This window comes from Actinophytocola sp. (genome assembly GCF_035942955.1).
In the GTDB taxonomy this organism is placed as follows: domain Bacteria; phylum Actinomycetota; class Actinomycetes; order Mycobacteriales; family Pseudonocardiaceae; genus DASYTH01.
The window spans coordinates 1-15352 of sequence record NZ_DASZCQ010000162.1 but is presented as its reverse complement, the minus strand read 5'-3'; the positions used below and the strand labels follow the sequence as shown (position 1 = coordinate 15352).

The following is a 15352-nucleotide window of genomic DNA, read 5'->3' as shown; positions in this document are numbered from 1 at the left end:
CGCGGTCGGGTAGACGCTGGCGCATGGAGTCGAGGCTCTGAGCTATGGAGAGTCTCACCGGGTCCGTCTTGAATCGACCCAGCACGACGGAACGGACCCGGAGGCCACGATGATCGACATTCTGACCTTTGTCACGGCGCTGTGCACCGCGATCGCCGCCGGTGTGTTCTTCGCCTTCTCCACGTTCATCATGGCCGCCCTGCGGCGGATGCCGGCGCCGCAGGGGATCGCCGCCATGCAGTCGATCAACGTCACCGTGCTGACCCCGCTGTTCATGATCCCGCTGTTCGGCGCGGGCCTGCTGGCCGCGGTGCTCGCCGTCGTCGGGATTCTCCGGCTCGGCGAGCCGAACGGCGCGTACCTGCTCGCCGGGAGCCTGGTGTACCTGCTCGGCACGCCGATCATCACCATCGTCTACCACGTGCCGCGCAACAACGCCCTCGACCGGCTCGATCCGTCCACTTCGGACTCCGCCGACCAGTGGGCCCGCTACCTGCGCGAGTGGACCGGCGGCAACCACGTTCGCACGCTGTCCTCACTGGCCGCCACCGGCCTGCTGATCGCCGCGCTCCTGGTCTAGCCGGCCGGCTAGCCTCTGCCACATGGTCGACGCCACCGCCCTGTACCTCATCCGGCACGGTCAGACGGAGTGGTCCGAGCTGGGGCGGCACACCGGGCGCACCGACGTGCCGCTGACCGCCGAGGGCAAGCGGCGGGCGCGCCGGGCCGGCCGGCTGCTCACCGCGCTGCGCGGCGACGCGCCGCCGGCCATGGTGCTGTCCAGCCCGCGCGACCGCGCGCGGCGCACCGCGGAGCTGGCCGGGCTCACGGTCACCGAGGTCACCGAGGACCTCGCCGAGTGGGACTACGGCGACTACGAGGGCCTGACCACGCCGCAGATCCGCGAGCGGGTGCCCGGCTGGACCGTGTGGACCCACCCGTGCCCAGGCGGCGAGACCGCGGCGGCGATCGGCTCGCGCGCCGCCAGGGTCATCGAGCGCGTGTATGCCGCCCTTCCATCCGGCGATGTGATCCTGGTCGGGCACGGGCATTTCAGCCGGGTGCTGGTGGCCGGCTGGCTGGGGTTGCCACCCACCGCGGGAGTCCACTTCGGACTCGAAGCGGCCGGGGTCTCGGTGCTCGGCGACGAGCGCGGGGTGCCGCAGGTGCGCCGGCTCAACGTTCCGGCAGTAGAAAGCTGAGGGAGAATCCGTTGTCAGATCCGCGCGTCCGGCCGGCTCGAGAGTCCGATATAGACACTCTGGTCAAACTGGTGTACGAGCTCGCCGAGTACGAACGCAAGCTCGACGAATGCCACCTGACCACCGAGCAGCTGCACCGCGCCCTGTTCAGCCAGTCACCCGCGCTGTACGCCCACGTCGCCGAGCTGGACGGCGAGGTCGTCGGCTGCGCGGTATGGTTTCTGAACTTCTCCACCTTCGACGGCGAGCACGGGATCTACCTGGAGGACCTCTTCGTCCGGCCGAGCGCCCGCGGCGCCGGCCTGGGCAGGGCGCTGCTGGAGGCACTGGCCGAGGAATGCGTACGCCGCGGCTACACCCGGCTGCAATGGTGGGTACTGGACTGGAACGAGCCCGCCATCGGCTTCTACAAGTCCCTCGGCGCGGTGCCCATGGACGAGTGGACGGTCATGCGGGTCAGCGGTGCGGCCCTGAACCGGCTGGCCGGGACCTAGGCGACAGGCCGCCGGGCGGCAACCACACCGCCGGCGATGTCGAGGTGAATGAGATCGGCACCGATTCCACGAAATCGGGCGAACCGCTCCGGCTGCGACGTGCCGAACCCACCGGACATGCCGCGAATTCCCGCGGCGCCGCCAATCTCGGAGCGGCCGCCCACCCCGATGGCCCCGGTGGCCGAAGGCCCGGCCGAACGGCGACCCCGGCGGCGTCCGTGGCGGCGACGGCCCGTGCTCGCCGGGGTGATCACGGCGGCCGTCGTGCTCGTCGTGGCCGTTCTCGTCGTGCCCGGCCTGCTCGGCGGCGACCGGGGCCCCTGCGGGGCCGTCACCGCCGATTTCACGACGCAATCGATCGCACCGAACGTGAGCCGGATGAATGATGCCGGCGGCACCGCAACCTTCGACGTCGGCGACGGCGCCTTGCGGATCACCGCGCCGGACGGGGCCAACGTACGGACGGACATGCAAAGCCGGATCACCGCGCCCTATCTGAACGTGCCCGTCCGCGGCGACTTCACCGTGGAGACGCGGGTGGACGCGAATCCGCAGATTCCCTACCGGGCGGCCGGGCTGCTGCTGTTCCGCGACGCGGACAACTACATCCGACTGGAACGGGGATTCGGCGACTTCGGCGCGATCGCCTTCGAGATGTTCCAGAACGGCACGCACACCAAGTTCAACGGCCCCTTCTCCGGCGAGCCGGCACCGATCAGGGTCACCACGACCTCGACCGGACTGCGGCTGGTCCGCGACGGCGACCGGGTCAGCGCCTACTGGCGAGATGCCGCCGGCAACGGGCCGTGGCAGCGGCTGCCCGACACCACGTCGTTGACCGGCGACCTGTCGGCCGGGCTGACCGTGCTCAACACCGACCGAGCCAGCGGCCGTTCACCGCCACGTACCGCAGCTTCGCCGTCAGCTGCGGCGCCACCCACGTGCTCCAGGTTCGGTAGCCCGACGGCGAGCACGGGGTCAGTCGGGCTCGTCGCCGCCGAGGGCCCAGGCTCGGGCGGGCCGGCGGAACAGCAGGACGAGCACCAGGATGGCGATTGCCGCGACGGGCAGGCCGATCTCGGGGCGGCCGGACGGGCCGAGGGCGTACCAGGCGACACCGAGCAGCAGGATCTGCACGACCACGGCCGGGCCGCGGGCCCACGTCTTGCCGAGCACGAGCCCGGCGCCGACCGCGAGCACCCCGCCGCCGATCACGGCGTAGAAGGCCGCCTGCCCGAAGAGGTTGTTGCCCGGCGTCGAGCCTCCGCCGAATGCCCGCACCAGCACCGCGACCGCGAAGGCGAGGGCAAGCAGACCCTGGAGTCCGACGAGGACTCCGGCACCCCTTACGGTATGAGGGGCGTCGGATACCTGCATTCGGGTGATCGTATGCCACCCGGAGGGCGGTCCCTAACGCCGCCCGACGCAGGCACGATCACATAGACGGGCAGCGAGCTTCTCGCGAGCAGACGGTCGTCTGGGTGCACTCGCGCGAGGCCCGAGAGGGAGAAGGGACCGGTACCGGTTCTGGAAGGGAGCGGCACACCCTACTCTGCGGTAATGCGCGCAGTGCTGGTAGTGAACCCGAAGGCGACCGCGACCACGGCCGCCGGTCGTGATGTGCTCGCACACGCGTTGGCCAGCCAGGTGAAGCTGGAGATCGTCGAGACCGACTACCGCGGGCACGCCCAGGCGGCCGCCGCAAGGGCCGCGGTCGAGGGCGTCGAGCTGGTCGTCGCGCACGGCGGGGACGGCACGGTCAGCGAGGTGGTCAACGGCCTGATGGCCGGCGAGACCGGCGGGAGCGTGCCCAAGCTGGGCATCGTGCCCGGCGGGTCGGCCAACGTGTTCGCGCGCGCCCTCGGGTTGCCCCGCAACCCGATCGAGGCGGCGCACCAACTGCTGCTCGCGCTGCACGAGGGGCGGTGCCGGGAGGTCGGTCTTGGCCGGGTGGCGTCGAACGGGACACCGGGCCGCTGGTTCACGTTCAGCGCGGGCGTCGGCTGGGACGCCGACGTGGTCGCCGGCGTGGATCGCAGGCGCGGCAAGCGCGCCAGCCCGGCGCTCTACGCCAGGGTGGCGGTGGCCAGCTACCTGCGGCCCGCGCGTCCCCGACCCCGGCTCACCGTGGAGATCCCCGGCGAGGAGCCGGTGCGGGACCTGCGCCTGGTGTTCGTGTCGAACACCGACCCGTGGACCTACCTTGGTGACCGCCCGATCCACCTGAACCGGGGCTGCTCGTTCGACGGCGGCCTCGGCGTGTTCGCGCTGAGCAGCCTGCGGCTACCGACCGTGCTCCGGCACCTCCGGCAGGCGACCAGCCGATCGGGTGAGACGCGCGGGCGGAAGCTGCTGCGCCGCGACGATGTGCCGAGCCTGCGGGTGACCTCGGAGGACCCGGTACGGGTGCAGTGCGACGGGGATCTGCTCGGCTGGCGCAACTCCATCGAGCTCAGCGCGGTCCCCCGCGCACTGAGCGTGGTCGTCTGACCTCGAGCCTTGATCGAATCCGAACGGCGGCCTAGACCATTCGTGATCGAGACCCAATTGTTACGCTGCGCATCCGCAGGCCGCGGACCTGTATCTTTTGGGTGAGTTCACTCACCGGGGGGATGAGAACTCTTGACATCTAGCTGGTTCGTGAAAGCATTCACAAGCACCCCGACGACCGGATGACGACTAGTGGCGCGGACCTCTGCGCCTAGCGAGGAGCACAAGACAATGGACTGGCGCCACCGCGCGGCCTGCCGTGACGAGGACCCTGAGCTGTTCTTCCCTGTGGGAACCAGCGGTCCCGCCGTGCTGCAGATCGCCGAGGCGAAGGCCGTTTGCCAGCGCTGTACCGTCGCTTCCCAATGCCTGTCTTGGGCGCTCGACAGTGGCCAGGACGCCGGCGTATGGGGCGGGATGAGCGAGGACGAGCGACGCGCCCTCAAGCGGCGCAACGCCCGCACCAGGCAGCGCAGCAACGCCTGAGCGGTAAACGAGCTCCGGGCGGCGTGTGTTCGCGGAAAACGCGAACCACGTCGCTCGTTTGTATTTTCTGGGGGCCAAGCCCCCAGACCCCCGGCCGGCGGGGCTCCGCCCCCGGACCCCCCGACAGTCGGGTCTGCCAGAGGCCGATGCTCAGCGCCGGTGGGACAGGGGGATTCTGAGCACCGCCTCGGTGCCGCCGCGCTCGCGGCGGCGCAGCGACAGCTCCCCGCGTAGCTCGGTCTCCACCAGGGTGCGCACGATCTGCAGGCCGAGGCCGTCGGTGCGTTCGAGGGAGAAGCCGCGCGGCAGGCCGCGGCCGTCGTCGCTGACCACCACGTCCAGCCAGCGGGCCGACCGTTCCGCGGACACCAGGACCTCGCCGGACCGGCCCGGCGGGTAGGCGTGTCCGACCGCGTTCTGCACCAGCTCGGTCAGCACCATCACCAGGGGCGTGGCGACCTCCGCGGCCACCACACCGAACTGCCCGAACCTGCGCACCTTCACCTGGCTCTCGGCCGCCGCGACGTCCCCGACCACCGGAATCACCTTGTCCACCAAGGAGTCCAGGTCGACCCGCTCGTCGACGGAGGTCGACAGCGTCTCGTGCACCATGGCGATCGCGGCGACCCGGCGCATCGACTCGGCCAGCGCCTCCTTGGCCTCCTGGCTGGTCGCCCGGCGTGACTGCAGGCGCAGCAGCGCGGCCACGGTCTGCAGGTTGTTCTTCACCCGATGGTGTATCTCCCGGATGGTGGCGTCCTTGGACATCAGCGCGCGGTCCCGGCGCCGCACCTCGGTGACGTCCCGGACCAGCACCAGGGCCCCGGCCGGCTGGTCGGCCGGGCGCAGCGGCAGCGCCCGGAACAGCACCGTCGCTCCGCGGCGGGACTCGGCCTCCACCCGCATGCTCGGCTGGCCGTCCAGCGCGGCCAGGATCCGCTGCGCGACCTCGGTCGCGTCGAACGGGTCGGCGATCAGGTTCCGGGTCAGCGGCACCAGCCGCGCGCCGACCAGATCCGCGGCGTGCCCCATCCGGTGGTACGCCGACTTCGCGTTGGGGCTGGCGAACACCACGCTGCCGGCGGAGTCCAGCCGGATCAGCCCGTCGCCCACCCGCGGGCTGGTGTGCACGCCGGGCGCGGGCTCGGCGACCGGGAAGGTGCCGTCGGCCACCATCTGGCACAGATCGCCGGCCACCCCCAGGTAGGCGATCTCCAGCGAGCTCGGCACCCGCGGCACGGCCAGGTTGGTGTCCCGGGACAGCACGGCGATGACCGTGCCGCCGTGGGTGACCGGGATCGTCTCCCGGCGCACCGGAACACCGAGGTACCACCGCGGGTCCTCCTCGCGGCAGATCCGCCGCTCGGCGATCGCCTTGCGCAGCTGCGGATGCTCCTTGGCCGGGATCCGGCTGCCCACCACGTCCTCGGCGTGCGCGGTCAGCGCGGTCGTCGGCCTGGCCTGCGCCACGCACAGGAACTCGCCGCCGCCCACGTCCGCCCAGAGCAGGAAGTCGGCGAACGACAGGTCGGCGAGCAGCTGCCACTCGGCAACGACCATCTGCAGGTGATCGACCTGCGCCACGGACAGGCTGGTGTGCTCGGCGAGCAGATCAGAAAGCGTTGACAGCGTTGACCCTTACTCGACGACCGCGATGAGGTCGTGTTCCTGCACCACGTCGCCTTCCTTCACGGCGATCTTGGTGAGCGTGCCCGACGACTCGGTGAGCACGGGGATCTCCATCTTCATGGACTCGAGGATCACCACGGTGTCGCCCTCGTCGACGGTCTGGCCCTCCTGGCCCACAACCTTCAGCACGTTGGCCACGATCTCGGCGTGGATCTCCTCGGCCATCGACCGCTCCTCCCCGATGCAACAGGTCACACCACCGGCAATCCAACCATGTGCGACCGTCGGCCGGCCGACAAGAGCCGCATGGCAAAATTGTGCGGCACGGATCGTGCGATCAACACCACCAAGGAGACGATCATGTCGAAGCGCGCGCGCAAGCGTCGCGACCGCAAGAAGAGCGGCGCCAACCACGGCAAGCGCCCGCACAGCTGACCGTTCGTCAGGAGCGGACGCGAGGCCGTGGGTGGGCGGGTGGGACGGCCTCGCGGGAGCGACCGTCAGATACTGTCCTCGCCGGCGTCCACGGTGACCGTGGTCGTCGTCGTCTCGACGGTCACGCCACCGTGCTCGAGCACCGTCTTCCTGATCTTCGCGCGGAGCCGCTCCTTGAGCGCGTCCGGCGCGTGCTCGCCCCCGCACTTGCTGGCCAGCAACGCCTTGAGATGCTCGTCGAGCCCGTACCGCTCGAGGCACGGCCCGCACTCGTCGAGATGGCGTTCCAGCAGCTCGCGGCGGCTCTCGTCGCACTCGTGGTCGAGGAACAGCCACACCTCGGCGAGAACCTCGGCGCAGTCGGTCTCATGTGGTTTGCCGCAGCTCATCACCCGGCCACCTCTCGCTCGGCCGAGCGTAGGAACCCACGCTCATGTGCCACATCCGCCAGCAGATCACGCAGCATCCGCCGGCCGCGGTGCAGGCGGGACATCACGGTGCCGATCGGCGTGCCCATGATCTCGGCGATCTCCTTGTAGGCGAAGCCCTCGACATCGGCAAGGTACACGGCCAGCCGGAACTCCTCCGGCAGCTGCTGCAGGGCTTCCTTGACGTCGGTGTCCGGCAGCCGGTCCATCGCGTCCAGCTCGGCCGAGCGCAGGCCGGTCGACGTGTGGCTCTCCGCCTGGGCCAGCTGCCAGTCGGTGATCTCCTCGGTCGGCTGCTGGACGGGCTGGCGCTGCCGTTTGCGGTATCCATTGATGTAGGTGTTGGTGAGGATCCGGTAGAGCCAGGCCTTGAGGTTGGTGCCCTCCCGGAACGACTCGAACGCCGCGAACGCCTTGAGATAGGTCTCCTGAACCAGGTCCTCGGCGTCGGCGGGGTTGCGGGTCATCCGCAGCGCGGCCGAGTAGAGCTGGTCCAGCAGCGGCATGGCGTCCCGTTCGAACCGCTCCGCCCGCTCCGCCGGGCTCTCCGGCCTCGCGTTGGATTGGGTATCGGTGCCCGGCACCGCGCTCCCTTCCAGCCACATTCCCATGGTCGAACACGCATGGGGTCCCCTCGAGAATACGCGGCGGGCTCGGTGGCCCGCCGCGCGCGTCGTCGGGAGCAGCAAGGTCGGCACGTCCGGAGAGAACGCGCGAGGGCCCGGTCGGCATTCCCTACGCTTGCCGGCATGGCAGGACGGGGCACGCCCGCGACGGCGCTGCTGACCAGGCAGAAGGTCAGCCACACGCTGCACTCGTACGAGCACGACCCGCGGCACGACTCCTACGGCCTCGAGGCGGCCGAGGCGCTCGGCGTCCCACCCGAGCGGGTGTTCAAGACCCTGCTCGCCGAGGTGGACGGCGCCCTCGTGGTCGCCATCGTGCCCGTGGTCGCCCAGCTCGACCTCAAGGCGCTGGCGGCTGCCGTCGGGGGCAAGCGGGCCAGGATGGCCGGGGTCGCCGACGCCGAGCGGGCCACCGGCTACGTCGCCGGCGGCATCTCCCCGCTCGGCCAGCGCCGCCGCCTGCGCACCGTGCTCGACGCCTCGGCCACCACCTTCGAGACCATGTTCTGCTCCGCCGGCCGCCGGGGCCTCGAGGTCGAGCTCGCCCCCGCCGACCTCGCCCGCCTCCTGGACGCCACGGTCGCCCCGATCGCGGTCAGCTGAGCTCGTCCGGGAGCAGGGAGCCGACCCAGGCGTCCACCAGCACGCCGCGGTGGCGGACCGCCTTACGCAGGGTGGCCTCGACGCGGAAGCCGACCTTCTCGGCAACCCGGCGGGAGGCGACGTTGCCCACCTCGGCCCGCCAGGCGATCAGCTCAAGGCCAAGGGTGGTGAAGGCCCACCGGCAGGCGGCGCGCACGGCGTCGGTGGCCACGCCGCGCCCGCGGACCCCGGGATCCGTCCAGTAGCCGATCTCGCCGATTCCGGGCATGGTCAGGCCGAGACCTACCCGGCCGAGCCGGGCGCCGGTGGCGGCGTCCTCGGCGACGAGCTCGGCCCGCGTGCCGCTGTCCCAGGTGGCGATGGCCAGGCGCTCGACGAAGAACCGGGCGTCGGCCATCCGGTACGGCGACACCGGCTGCTCGAGCACGAAGTGCTGCAGCATCGGATCCTGCGAGACCTCGTAGACCCAGGGAACGTCCGCGGTGGTGAACGGGCGCAGGGTCAGCCGGCCCGCCGGGATCGGGTGGCGCTCCACGGTCAGTCGAGTGGGCGCAGGATCCGGTCCAGCCACTCCTCCACGGTGCGCGAGATGGCCTTGGCATCGCGTTTGAGGGAGTGGTCGCCGGGGATGAGGACGACCTCGCGGTGGTGGGCGGCGGTGGGGCGGCCGAACGGGTCGCTCTCGCCCTGCACCACCAGGGTGGGCACCTCGACGGCGTCCAGCTCGGGCTGGCGGGTCTTGTCCGGCTTGCCTGGCGGGTGCACCGGGAAGGCGAGGCATACCACGGCGACCGCCTGGCCCTCCCTGGCGGTGCGGCAGGCGACCCTGGCGCCGGACGAGCGGCCGCCGAACACCAGGGGGAGGTCGGCGAAGAACTCCTTCTCCAGCTCCTCGGCGATGGTCAGCCAGGCGGAGTCGAGCTGGGCGGCCGGGGCGGGCGCGCGGCGGCCTGCCACCCGGTAGGGCTGCTCGACCAGGGCGACGTGCACGCCCGCGGCACGGGCGCCCCGGGCGGCGGCCACCAGGTCGGGCGCGCCGATGCCGCCGCCCGCGCCGTGCCCGAGCAGCAGGGCGGCCCGGCCCTCCGGGCAGCAGTGCAGCTCGGCCCGTGCGATGCCGTGCGGCGTCTCGATCTGCGTGGTGGTCATTTGTCGAACAGGCTCGGGTCGTCGAGGTCGGCCGGCTCGGGCTCGTGGCGGGCAAGCAGCTCGGGGCCGTTGTTGCGGACGTTGTTCACCGCGCTGGACACCGGCCGCAGCTCCAGCGCGGACACCAGCTCCAGCGGCGGCGGGACGAGCAGCTCGGACACGTCGTCGAGGTCGGGGTCCAGCCACCTTGCCCAGTGCTCGCGGGGCAGCACCAGCGGCATCCGGTCGTGGATGTCGGCGAGCGGGCCGACCGCGTCGGTGGTCAGCACGGTGTAGCTGACCACGGGCTCGGCCTGCTCGTCGGACTTGTCCCGCCAGGTCGCCCACAGACCGGCGAAGGCGAGGCTGGACCCGTCCTGGGTGGTCATGTAGAAGGGCTGCTTGGCCTTGCCCTCCCGGCGCCACTCGTACCAGCCGTCGGCGGGCACCAGGCACCGCCGCTTCGCAAGCGAGCTCTTGAACGCCGGCTTGGTGGCGGCGCTGTCCGCCCGAGCGTTGATCATCCGGGAGCCGATGGACTTGTCCTTGGCCCAGTGGGGAATCAGGCCCCAGCGCATCACCCGGAGGCTGCGCACCGTGGTGCTCGGGTCGGGGTTGCCCTCCTCGTCGCGCGGGTGCCGCTGGACGACCGTGATCTCGTCCTTGGTCGGGGCGACGTTGTAGTCGGCCCGCGGCTGATAGAACTCGGTGTCGTCCACCGCGTCGAACTCCGCGGCCAACGTCGCCGGATCCTTCGTGGCGGCATACCTCCCGCACAACCTGACCACCTCCACTACCGATCGTGACATGTCCCACCGACACAAGCGAGCCGGTAATGCGGGATCATCTATAACCATGACGCAGCCCTGGACGGCCCCCCTCGCCACCGCCCCGGTACGGGCGACCGTGCCCGTCCCAGGCTCGAAGTCAATCACCAACCGGGCCCTGCTGCTGGCCGCGCTGAGCAAGGATGGCGCGGCGGTGCACGGCGTTCCGGCCAGCCGGGACTCCGAGCTCATGCTCGGTGCGTTGCGCGCGCTGGATGTTCCGGTCGAAGTCTCCGGCACGGTGGTGCGAATCGGGCCGCACAACGGGTTCCGGGGTCCGGCGTCGATCGACTGCGGCCTTGCCGGGACCGTGATGCGGTTCGTGCCGCCCGCGGCCGCGCTGGCCGAAGGGGAGATCCGCTTCGACGGCGACCAGCGGGCCCGCGAGCGTCCCATGGGGACGGTGCTGAACGCGTTGCGCGCCCTCGGTGTCCGGCTCGACGGCGACGCCCTGCCGTTCACCCTGCACGGCACCGGCTCGGTTCTCGGTGGTGCGGTGACGATCGACGCCTCGGAGTCGTCGCAGTTCGTGTCGGGGCTGCTGCTGTCCGGCGCTCGTTACGAGCGCGGCGTCACCGTGCGCCACGACGGCAAGCCCGTGCCGTCGTTGCCGCACATCGAGATGACCGTGGCGATGCTGCGCGAGGCCGGGGTGGCCGTCGACGACTCGGAGCCGGACACCTGGCGGGTGGCGCCGGGGCCGGTCGCCGGCCGGGACTGGACGGTCGAGCCGGATCTGTCGAACGCGACACCGTTCCTGGCCGCGGCCGCGCTCACCGGTGGCCGGGTGACCGTGCCCGGGTGGCCGGCCGACACCACCCAGGCGGGCGACGCGATCCGCGGGATCCTCGGCTCGATGGGTTGCGAGGTCACGCTTTCCGCGGCCGGGCTGACCGTCGCCGGGCCGGCCCGATTGTCCGGAGTGGACGTTGACATGCACGACGTCGGCGAGCTGACGCCCACCGTCGCCGCCCTTGCGGCGCTGGCCGAGGGACCGTCGGTGCTGCGCGGCATCGCGCACCTGCGCGGGCACGAGACCGACCGGCTGGCCGCGCTGACCGCCGAGCTCAACGGGCTCGGCGGCGACGTCACCGAGACACCGGACGGCCTGGCGATCCGGCCGGCGGAGCTGCACGGCGGCCTGTGGCACGCGTACGCCGATCACCGGATGGCCACCGCGGGTGCGATCGTGGGTCTCGTGGTGCCCGGGGTCGAGGTGGACGACATCGCCACCACCGCGAAGACGATGCCCGACTTCCCCGGTATGTGGGCAAGAATGCTCGAAGCGTGAGCGGAGCTTGCGGAGCGAACCGTGAACGCTGCTCCGTCGCCGAGGTACGAGGCGACGGAGTCTGGCGTCACCGAGCTTGCGAGGTGACGCCGTGAGCGGACGGTCTCGCCGCGACGACTGGCGGCGGCTCGACGAGGGGGACGTCCGGGTCCGGCCGGGACGGGGAACCCGGCCGCGCAGCAAGCGGCGTCCCGAGCACGCCGACGCACGGGCGGCGATGGTGGTCGGGGTGGACCGCGGCCGGTGGACCTGCGCGCTGGACGGCGATCCGAGCCGCGAGGTGGTCGCCATGCGCGCCCGCGAGCTCGGCCGAACCCCCATCGTGGTCGGGGATCTCGTCGATCTCGTCGGCGACACGTCCGGCCGGCCGGACACGCTGGCCAGGGTGGTCCGGGTGGCCGACCGCAGCAGCGTGTTGCGCCGCACCGCCGACGACACCGATCCGTACGAGCGGGTCGTGGTGGCCAACGCCGAGCAGCTGATCATCGTCTGCTCGCTGGCCGATCCCCCGCCGCGCACCGGGTTCATCGACCGCTGCCTGGTCGCCGCCTACACCGGTGGGCTCAAACCCGTGCTGTGCCTGACGAAGTCCGACCTGGCCAGTCCCGACGAGCTGGCCGGGGCGTACGCCGACCTCGACCTGCCGATCGTGATCACCCGTCACGACGAGGAGCCCGACGCACTGCGGAAGCGGTTGGCACGACGGGTTTCCGCGCTGGTCGGGCATTCCGGCGTCGGAAAGTCCACTTTGGTCAACCGGTTGGTGCCCGACGCCGACCGGGCGATCGGAGCGGTCAGCGCGATCGGCAAGGGCCGGCACACCTCCGTGACGGCGGTGGCACTGCCGCTGCCGGGTGGCGGTTGGGTGGTGGACACTCCGGGTATTCGATCGTTCGGGCTCGCCCACGTCGAGCCGGACGATATTGTGGCCGCGTTCGGCGAGTTCGTGGAGGCGGCCGAGGAATGTCCGCCCGGCTGCGGCCACCGCGGCCCCCCGGAGGATCCGGACTGCATGCTTGACGTGGTCACCGCGGATGGCGAGGCCACGGCCGTTCGGCTGGCCTCGCTGCGGCGCCTGCTGGCATCGCGGGCGGGGCTCGACGACTACCAGGAGGGATAGATGCGCAGGTTCACGCTGTTGGCCAGCGGGGTGGCGATCGCGGCGGTGGTGCTGTCCGGCTGCGGCGACAACCAGACCCCGAGCCAGGGCGGCGGTGGGGGCGGCCCCGACCCGCAGGTCGGCTCGCTGAAGCTCCTCGTGGAGAACGTGGCCAAGAAGAGCGCCGAGAAGTCGTCGGCGCACATGGTGATAAAGGCCGAGGCGGGCCAGGAGTCCTTCGAGGGCGAAGGCGACATGAAACTCGGCGCCGACCCGGCCATGCAGATAACCATGAACCTGCCCGGCCAGGGTGCGATGGAGATGCGGCTGGTCGACGAGGTCTTCTACGTGAAGATGCCGGAGGAGCTCGAGCCGGGCAAGCCGTGGCTGAGGATCGACTCCACCGGCAGCGACCCGATCTCCCAGATCTTCGGTCAGGTCGTCAAGCAACTGAAGCAGAACAGCGATCCGGCCAAGATGCTCCAGCAGTTCGTCGACGCCGGTGAGATCACCGCGACCAAGCAGGAGGACCTCAACGGCCGGCCGACGACGCACTACACGGTGACGGTCGACGTGACCAAGGCGGCGAGCGCGGCCGGCGCCGAGGACATCATCGAGCAGGCGAAGAAGGCCGGGCTGGACAAGCTACCGATGGACGTCTGGATGGACCAGGAGGGCCTGCCCGCCAGGGTGGCCATCGCCATGACGGTCAAGGATCCACAGTCGGGGCAGTCGACCGACGTGAAGGTCACCGCCGACTACTCGGACTGGGGCAAGCCGGTCGACGTCGCGGCGCCCGCGCCCGACCAGGTGGCCGAGATTCCGCGCTGATCGTCACGATCGGCGCCGCGGCCTCGTCCGGATGCTGACCGGCGAAGGAGGCCGCCATGCGTGTGCTGGTGATCGGATCGACCGGAGTGCTCGGCCGGGAGGCTGTGCCGAGGCTGCTCGCCGCCGGGCATCGCGTGACCGGGCTGGCCCGCAACCCCGAGCGGGCGGCCGCGGTGCGCGGTCTCGGCATCGAGCCCGTGGTGGGCGACCTGTTCGACTCCGACTCGATGGCCAAGGCGCTCGACGGGTGCGAGGCCGTGCTGAACCTGGCCACCCGGATCCCGACGCGGCCCGGCCAGATGATGCGGGGAATGGCGGAGAACGACCGGGTCCGGGCCGAGGGCAGCCGGGTGCTGGTCGAGGCCGCGCTGCGGTCCGACGGCGTCCGGGTGATCGTGCAGGAGGGCATCTCGTTCCTCTACGCCGACGGCGGGGATGCCGAGCTGGACGAGGACGCGCCGATCGACCCGGTTGGCCCGCTGCGCTCGTCGGTGCAGGCACACGCCACCATCGCCCGGTTCGCCGAGGCGGACGGGCGGGTCGGGGTGCGCCTGCGGATCGCCGCGCTGATCGACGACGAGCCGATGGCCCGCATGCTGCTGCGCCTGGCGCGGCTGCGGCTGCCGGTGATGTTCGGCGACCCGGCCGGCTGGTTCAGCGCGATCCACCCGTCCGACGCGGCCGCCGGGGCCGTGGCCGCGCTGACCGCGCCGAGCGGGGTGTACAACGTCGCCGCCACGCCGATGCGCAAGTCCGACGTGGCCCGGGTGGTGGCCGAGGCCGCGGGCGTGCGCCGGGCCCGCGTCCTGCGCCGGGGGCTGGTTCCCGGTCAGCTCAAGGCGTTCGCCCGGTCCCAGCGGGTGGTGTCCGGCCGGCTTACCGAGGCCACCGGGTGGCGGCCCGCGCGTCCCACCTTGGCGCCGGACTGGTTCCCCCGATCGGGTAAGTGACCGTCCGGCTACCCTCCGCCCATGCGTAGGGAACTCGCGGGCCTTGCCCTGGTCCTGATCGTGACCGGCTGCGGCGGTGGCGCCGAGAGCACGAGCGGCACCGACATCGGCGCGCTGGCCGCCGACGTCACCGCCCAGCTGGCCGGCCGGACGAGCGCGCACGTGACCTTCGAGGTCACCGGCGGCGCCACCGGCGATGGCGGCTACCGCACCACGCCCGACCTCGCCGCCGACTTCACCATGACCGGCCCGGACGGCCCCAGCCGGTTCATCATGCTGGACGGGATCATGTACGTGCGGCCGCCGCGGCCCGAGCAGCCGGCACGGCCCTGGTTGCGGTTCGCCGCCGGCCGGCAGGACGTCGCCGCCCTGGCCGGCGCCATGATCGAGCAGGCCGACATCGGCCGGCAGCTCGGGCGCCTGCGCCAGGCCGGGACCATCACCGCCACGGCCACCGAGACCGTCGACGGCCAACCGGTGTACCGCTACAAGATCGACCTCGACGTCGCCCGGCTGGCCGAAGCCGAAGCCGACCACGTGCTCAAGACCGGCCTGCGCGAGCTGCGCGCGCAGGGCGTCGAGCGTATCCCGTACGAGCTGTGGCTCGACGGCACCGGCCTGCCCGTCAAGATCACGATGGACCTGCCGGGCCAGTCCGCCAAGCTCACCATCGGCTACACCCGCTGGGGCGAGCCCGTCGACGTCACCGCGCCGCCCGCCGATCAGGTGATCGACGCACCCGACCGTGTTTTCTAGCTCGGGCAAGGCCGCCGGTCGCTGTGCTTGTTAGCTCGGGCAAGGCCGCCGGTCGCCTTCGGCGAGCGGCCGGGGGT

Annotated in this window: 20 protein-coding genes; 13 read left to right on the top strand and 7 right to left on the bottom strand. The window is 71.6% G+C overall.

The window, feature by feature from the left end; genetic code table 11:
• Window positions 1-109: 109 nt before the first annotated feature.
• The 6 genes from VGX25_RS16485 to VGX25_RS16460 all read left to right on the top strand — a co-directional run bounded on the left by VGX25_RS16485 (window position 110) and on the right by VGX25_RS16460 (window position 4672).
• Complete coding sequence (locus VGX25_RS16485) at window positions 110-580, top strand: DUF1772 domain-containing protein (protein ID WP_326918675.1); 471 nt, start codon at window positions 110-112, stop codon at window positions 578-580.
• A gap of 22 nt (window positions 581-602) precedes the next feature.
• On the top strand, window positions 603-1202 hold the full coding sequence (locus VGX25_RS16480; protein WP_326918674.1) for an acid phosphatase: 600 nt from the start codon (window positions 603-605) through the stop codon (window positions 1200-1202).
• Window positions 1203-1213: 11 nt separating this feature from the next.
• Window positions 1214-1696, top strand: coding sequence for a GNAT family N-acetyltransferase (locus VGX25_RS16475; protein WP_326918673.1), 483 nt, complete (start codon window positions 1214-1216; stop codon window positions 1694-1696).
• A gap of 234 nt (window positions 1697-1930) precedes the next feature.
• Window positions 1931-3139 (top strand): hypothetical protein, encoded by a 1209-nt coding sequence (locus VGX25_RS16470; protein WP_326918672.1) that lies wholly within the window; start codon window positions 1931-1933, stop codon window positions 3137-3139.
• Window positions 3140-3256: 117 nt separating this feature from the next.
• Window positions 3257-4186: a diacylglycerol/lipid kinase family protein gene (locus VGX25_RS16465; RefSeq protein WP_326918671.1), complete on the top strand. Its 930-nt coding sequence runs from the start codon at window positions 3257-3259 to the stop codon at window positions 4184-4186.
• A 231-nt stretch (window positions 4187-4417) separates the two neighbouring features.
• Window positions 4418-4672, top strand: coding sequence for a WhiB family transcriptional regulator (locus VGX25_RS16460; protein ID WP_326918670.1), 255 nt, complete (start codon window positions 4418-4420; stop codon window positions 4670-4672).
• 150 nt (window positions 4673-4822) lie between these two features.
• Here the strand turns inward: VGX25_RS16460 and VGX25_RS16455 are convergent, their stop codons facing one another.
• The gene (locus VGX25_RS16455) at window positions 4823-6301 is read right to left on the bottom strand and encodes a sensor histidine kinase (protein WP_326918678.1); all 1479 of its coding nucleotides are present in this window, start codon (window positions 6299-6301) and stop codon (window positions 4823-4825) included.
• A 9-nt stretch (window positions 6302-6310) separates the two neighbouring features.
• Window positions 6311-6526, bottom strand: a complete 216-nt coding sequence (locus VGX25_RS16450) for a biotin/lipoyl-binding carrier protein (RefSeq protein WP_326918669.1) — start codon at window positions 6524-6526, stop codon at window positions 6311-6313.
• Between the two features lie 135 nt (window positions 6527-6661).
• On the opposite strand from VGX25_RS16450, the gene VGX25_RS35695 reads away from it, so the two are divergent.
• The gene (locus VGX25_RS35695) at window positions 6662-6736 is read left to right on the top strand and encodes a 50S ribosomal protein bL37 (RefSeq protein ID WP_414635837.1); all 75 of its coding nucleotides are present in this window, start codon (window positions 6662-6664) and stop codon (window positions 6734-6736) included.
• Window positions 6737-6801: 65 nt separating this feature from the next.
• Here VGX25_RS35695 and rsrA read toward each other — a convergent pair whose 3' ends face one another.
• Both rsrA and VGX25_RS16435 read right to left on the bottom strand, forming a co-directional pair.
• Complete coding sequence (rsrA, locus tag VGX25_RS16440; protein ID WP_326918667.1) at window positions 6802-7125, bottom strand: mycothiol system anti-sigma-R factor; 324 nt, start codon at window positions 7123-7125, stop codon at window positions 6802-6804.
• Window positions 7125-7769, bottom strand: coding sequence for a sigma-70 family RNA polymerase sigma factor (locus tag VGX25_RS16435; RefSeq protein ID WP_326918677.1), 645 nt, complete (start codon window positions 7767-7769; stop codon window positions 7125-7127). The genes rsrA and VGX25_RS16435 overlap by 1 nt, the downstream gene beginning before the upstream one ends.
• A 144-nt stretch (window positions 7770-7913) precedes the next feature.
• On the opposite strand from VGX25_RS16435, the gene ybaK reads away from it, so the two are divergent.
• On the top strand, window positions 7914-8393 hold the full coding sequence (gene ybaK / locus VGX25_RS16430; RefSeq protein ID WP_326918666.1) for a Cys-tRNA(Pro) deacylase: 480 nt from the start codon (window positions 7914-7916) through the stop codon (window positions 8391-8393).
• Here ybaK and VGX25_RS16425 read toward each other — a convergent pair.
• Genes VGX25_RS16425 through VGX25_RS16415 form a run of 3 tightly spaced genes read right to left on the bottom strand, consistent with a single transcriptional unit; the run spans window position 8386 to window position 10300 of the window.
• Complete coding sequence (locus VGX25_RS16425) at window positions 8386-8928, bottom strand: GNAT family N-acetyltransferase (protein WP_326918665.1); 543 nt, start codon at window positions 8926-8928, stop codon at window positions 8386-8388. The two genes, ybaK and VGX25_RS16425, sit on opposite strands and share 8 nt — an antisense overlap.
• 2 nt (window positions 8929-8930) lie before the next feature.
• Window positions 8931-9542 (bottom strand): alpha/beta family hydrolase, encoded by a 612-nt coding sequence (locus tag VGX25_RS16420; RefSeq protein WP_326918664.1) that lies wholly within the window; start codon window positions 9540-9542, stop codon window positions 8931-8933.
• Complete coding sequence (locus tag VGX25_RS16415; protein WP_326918676.1) at window positions 9539-10300, bottom strand: SOS response-associated peptidase; 762 nt, start codon at window positions 10298-10300, stop codon at window positions 9539-9541. The genes VGX25_RS16420 and VGX25_RS16415 overlap by 4 nt, the downstream gene beginning before the upstream one ends.
• Before the next feature lie 76 nt (window positions 10301-10376).
• On the opposite strand from VGX25_RS16415, the gene aroA reads away from it, so the two are divergent.
• From aroA to VGX25_RS16390, 5 genes are all read left to right on the top strand, one after another.
• The gene (gene aroA / locus VGX25_RS16410) at window positions 10377-11639 is read left to right on the top strand and encodes a 3-phosphoshikimate 1-carboxyvinyltransferase (RefSeq protein ID WP_326918663.1); all 1263 of its coding nucleotides are present in this window, start codon (window positions 10377-10379) and stop codon (window positions 11637-11639) included.
• 91 nt (window positions 11640-11730) lie between these two features.
• On the top strand, window positions 11731-12759 hold the full coding sequence (gene rsgA, locus VGX25_RS16405; protein ID WP_326918662.1) for a ribosome small subunit-dependent GTPase A: 1029 nt from the start codon (window positions 11731-11733) through the stop codon (window positions 12757-12759).
• On the top strand, window positions 12760-13569 hold the full coding sequence (locus tag VGX25_RS16400; protein ID WP_326918661.1) for an LppX_LprAFG lipoprotein: 810 nt from the start codon (window positions 12760-12762) through the stop codon (window positions 13567-13569).
• A gap of 56 nt (window positions 13570-13625) precedes the next feature.
• Window positions 13626-14519 (top strand): NAD-dependent epimerase/dehydratase family protein, encoded by an 894-nt coding sequence (locus VGX25_RS16395; RefSeq protein WP_326918660.1) that lies wholly within the window; start codon window positions 13626-13628, stop codon window positions 14517-14519.
• Between the two features lie 21 nt (window positions 14520-14540).
• Window positions 14541-15275, top strand: coding sequence for a hypothetical protein (locus VGX25_RS16390; RefSeq protein WP_326918659.1), 735 nt, complete (start codon window positions 14541-14543; stop codon window positions 15273-15275).
• The last annotated feature ends 77 nt before the right edge of the window (window positions 15276-15352 follow it).

Coding starts and splice junctions, on each gene's coding strand:
- VGX25_RS16485 (WP_326918675.1), top strand. CDS start 110: ATGATCGACATTCTGACCTTTGTCACGGCGCTGTGCACCGCGATCGCC.
- VGX25_RS16480 (WP_326918674.1), top strand. CDS start 603: ATGGTCGACGCCACCGCCCTGTACCTCATCCGGCACGGTCAGACGGAG.
- VGX25_RS16465 (WP_326918671.1), top strand. CDS start 3,257: ATGCGCGCAGTGCTGGTAGTGAACCCGAAGGCGACCGCGACCACGGCC.
- VGX25_RS16460 (WP_326918670.1), top strand. CDS start 4,418: ATGGACTGGCGCCACCGCGCGGCCTGCCGTGACGAGGACCCTGAGCTG.
- VGX25_RS16450 (WP_326918669.1), bottom strand. CDS start 6,526: ATGGCCGAGGAGATCCACGCCGAGATCGTGGCCAACGTGCTGAAGGTT.
- rsrA (WP_326918667.1), bottom strand. CDS start 7,125: ATGAGCTGCGGCAAACCACATGAGACCGACTGCGCCGAGGTTCTCGCC.
- VGX25_RS16435 (WP_326918677.1), bottom strand. CDS start 7,769: ATGTGGCTGGAAGGGAGCGCGGTGCCGGGCACCGATACCCAATCCAAC.
- ybaK (WP_326918666.1), top strand. CDS start 7,914: ATGGCAGGACGGGGCACGCCCGCGACGGCGCTGCTGACCAGGCAGAAG.
- VGX25_RS16420 (WP_326918664.1), bottom strand. CDS start 9,542: ATGACCACCACGCAGATCGAGACGCCGCACGGCATCGCACGGGCCGAG.
- aroA (WP_326918663.1), top strand. CDS start 10,377: ATGACGCAGCCCTGGACGGCCCCCCTCGCCACCGCCCCGGTACGGGCG.
- VGX25_RS16400 (WP_326918661.1), top strand. CDS start 12,760: ATGCGCAGGTTCACGCTGTTGGCCAGCGGGGTGGCGATCGCGGCGGTG.
- VGX25_RS16395 (WP_326918660.1), top strand. CDS start 13,626: ATGCGTGTGCTGGTGATCGGATCGACCGGAGTGCTCGGCCGGGAGGCT.
- VGX25_RS16390 (WP_326918659.1), top strand. CDS start 14,541: ATGCGTAGGGAACTCGCGGGCCTTGCCCTGGTCCTGATCGTGACCGGC.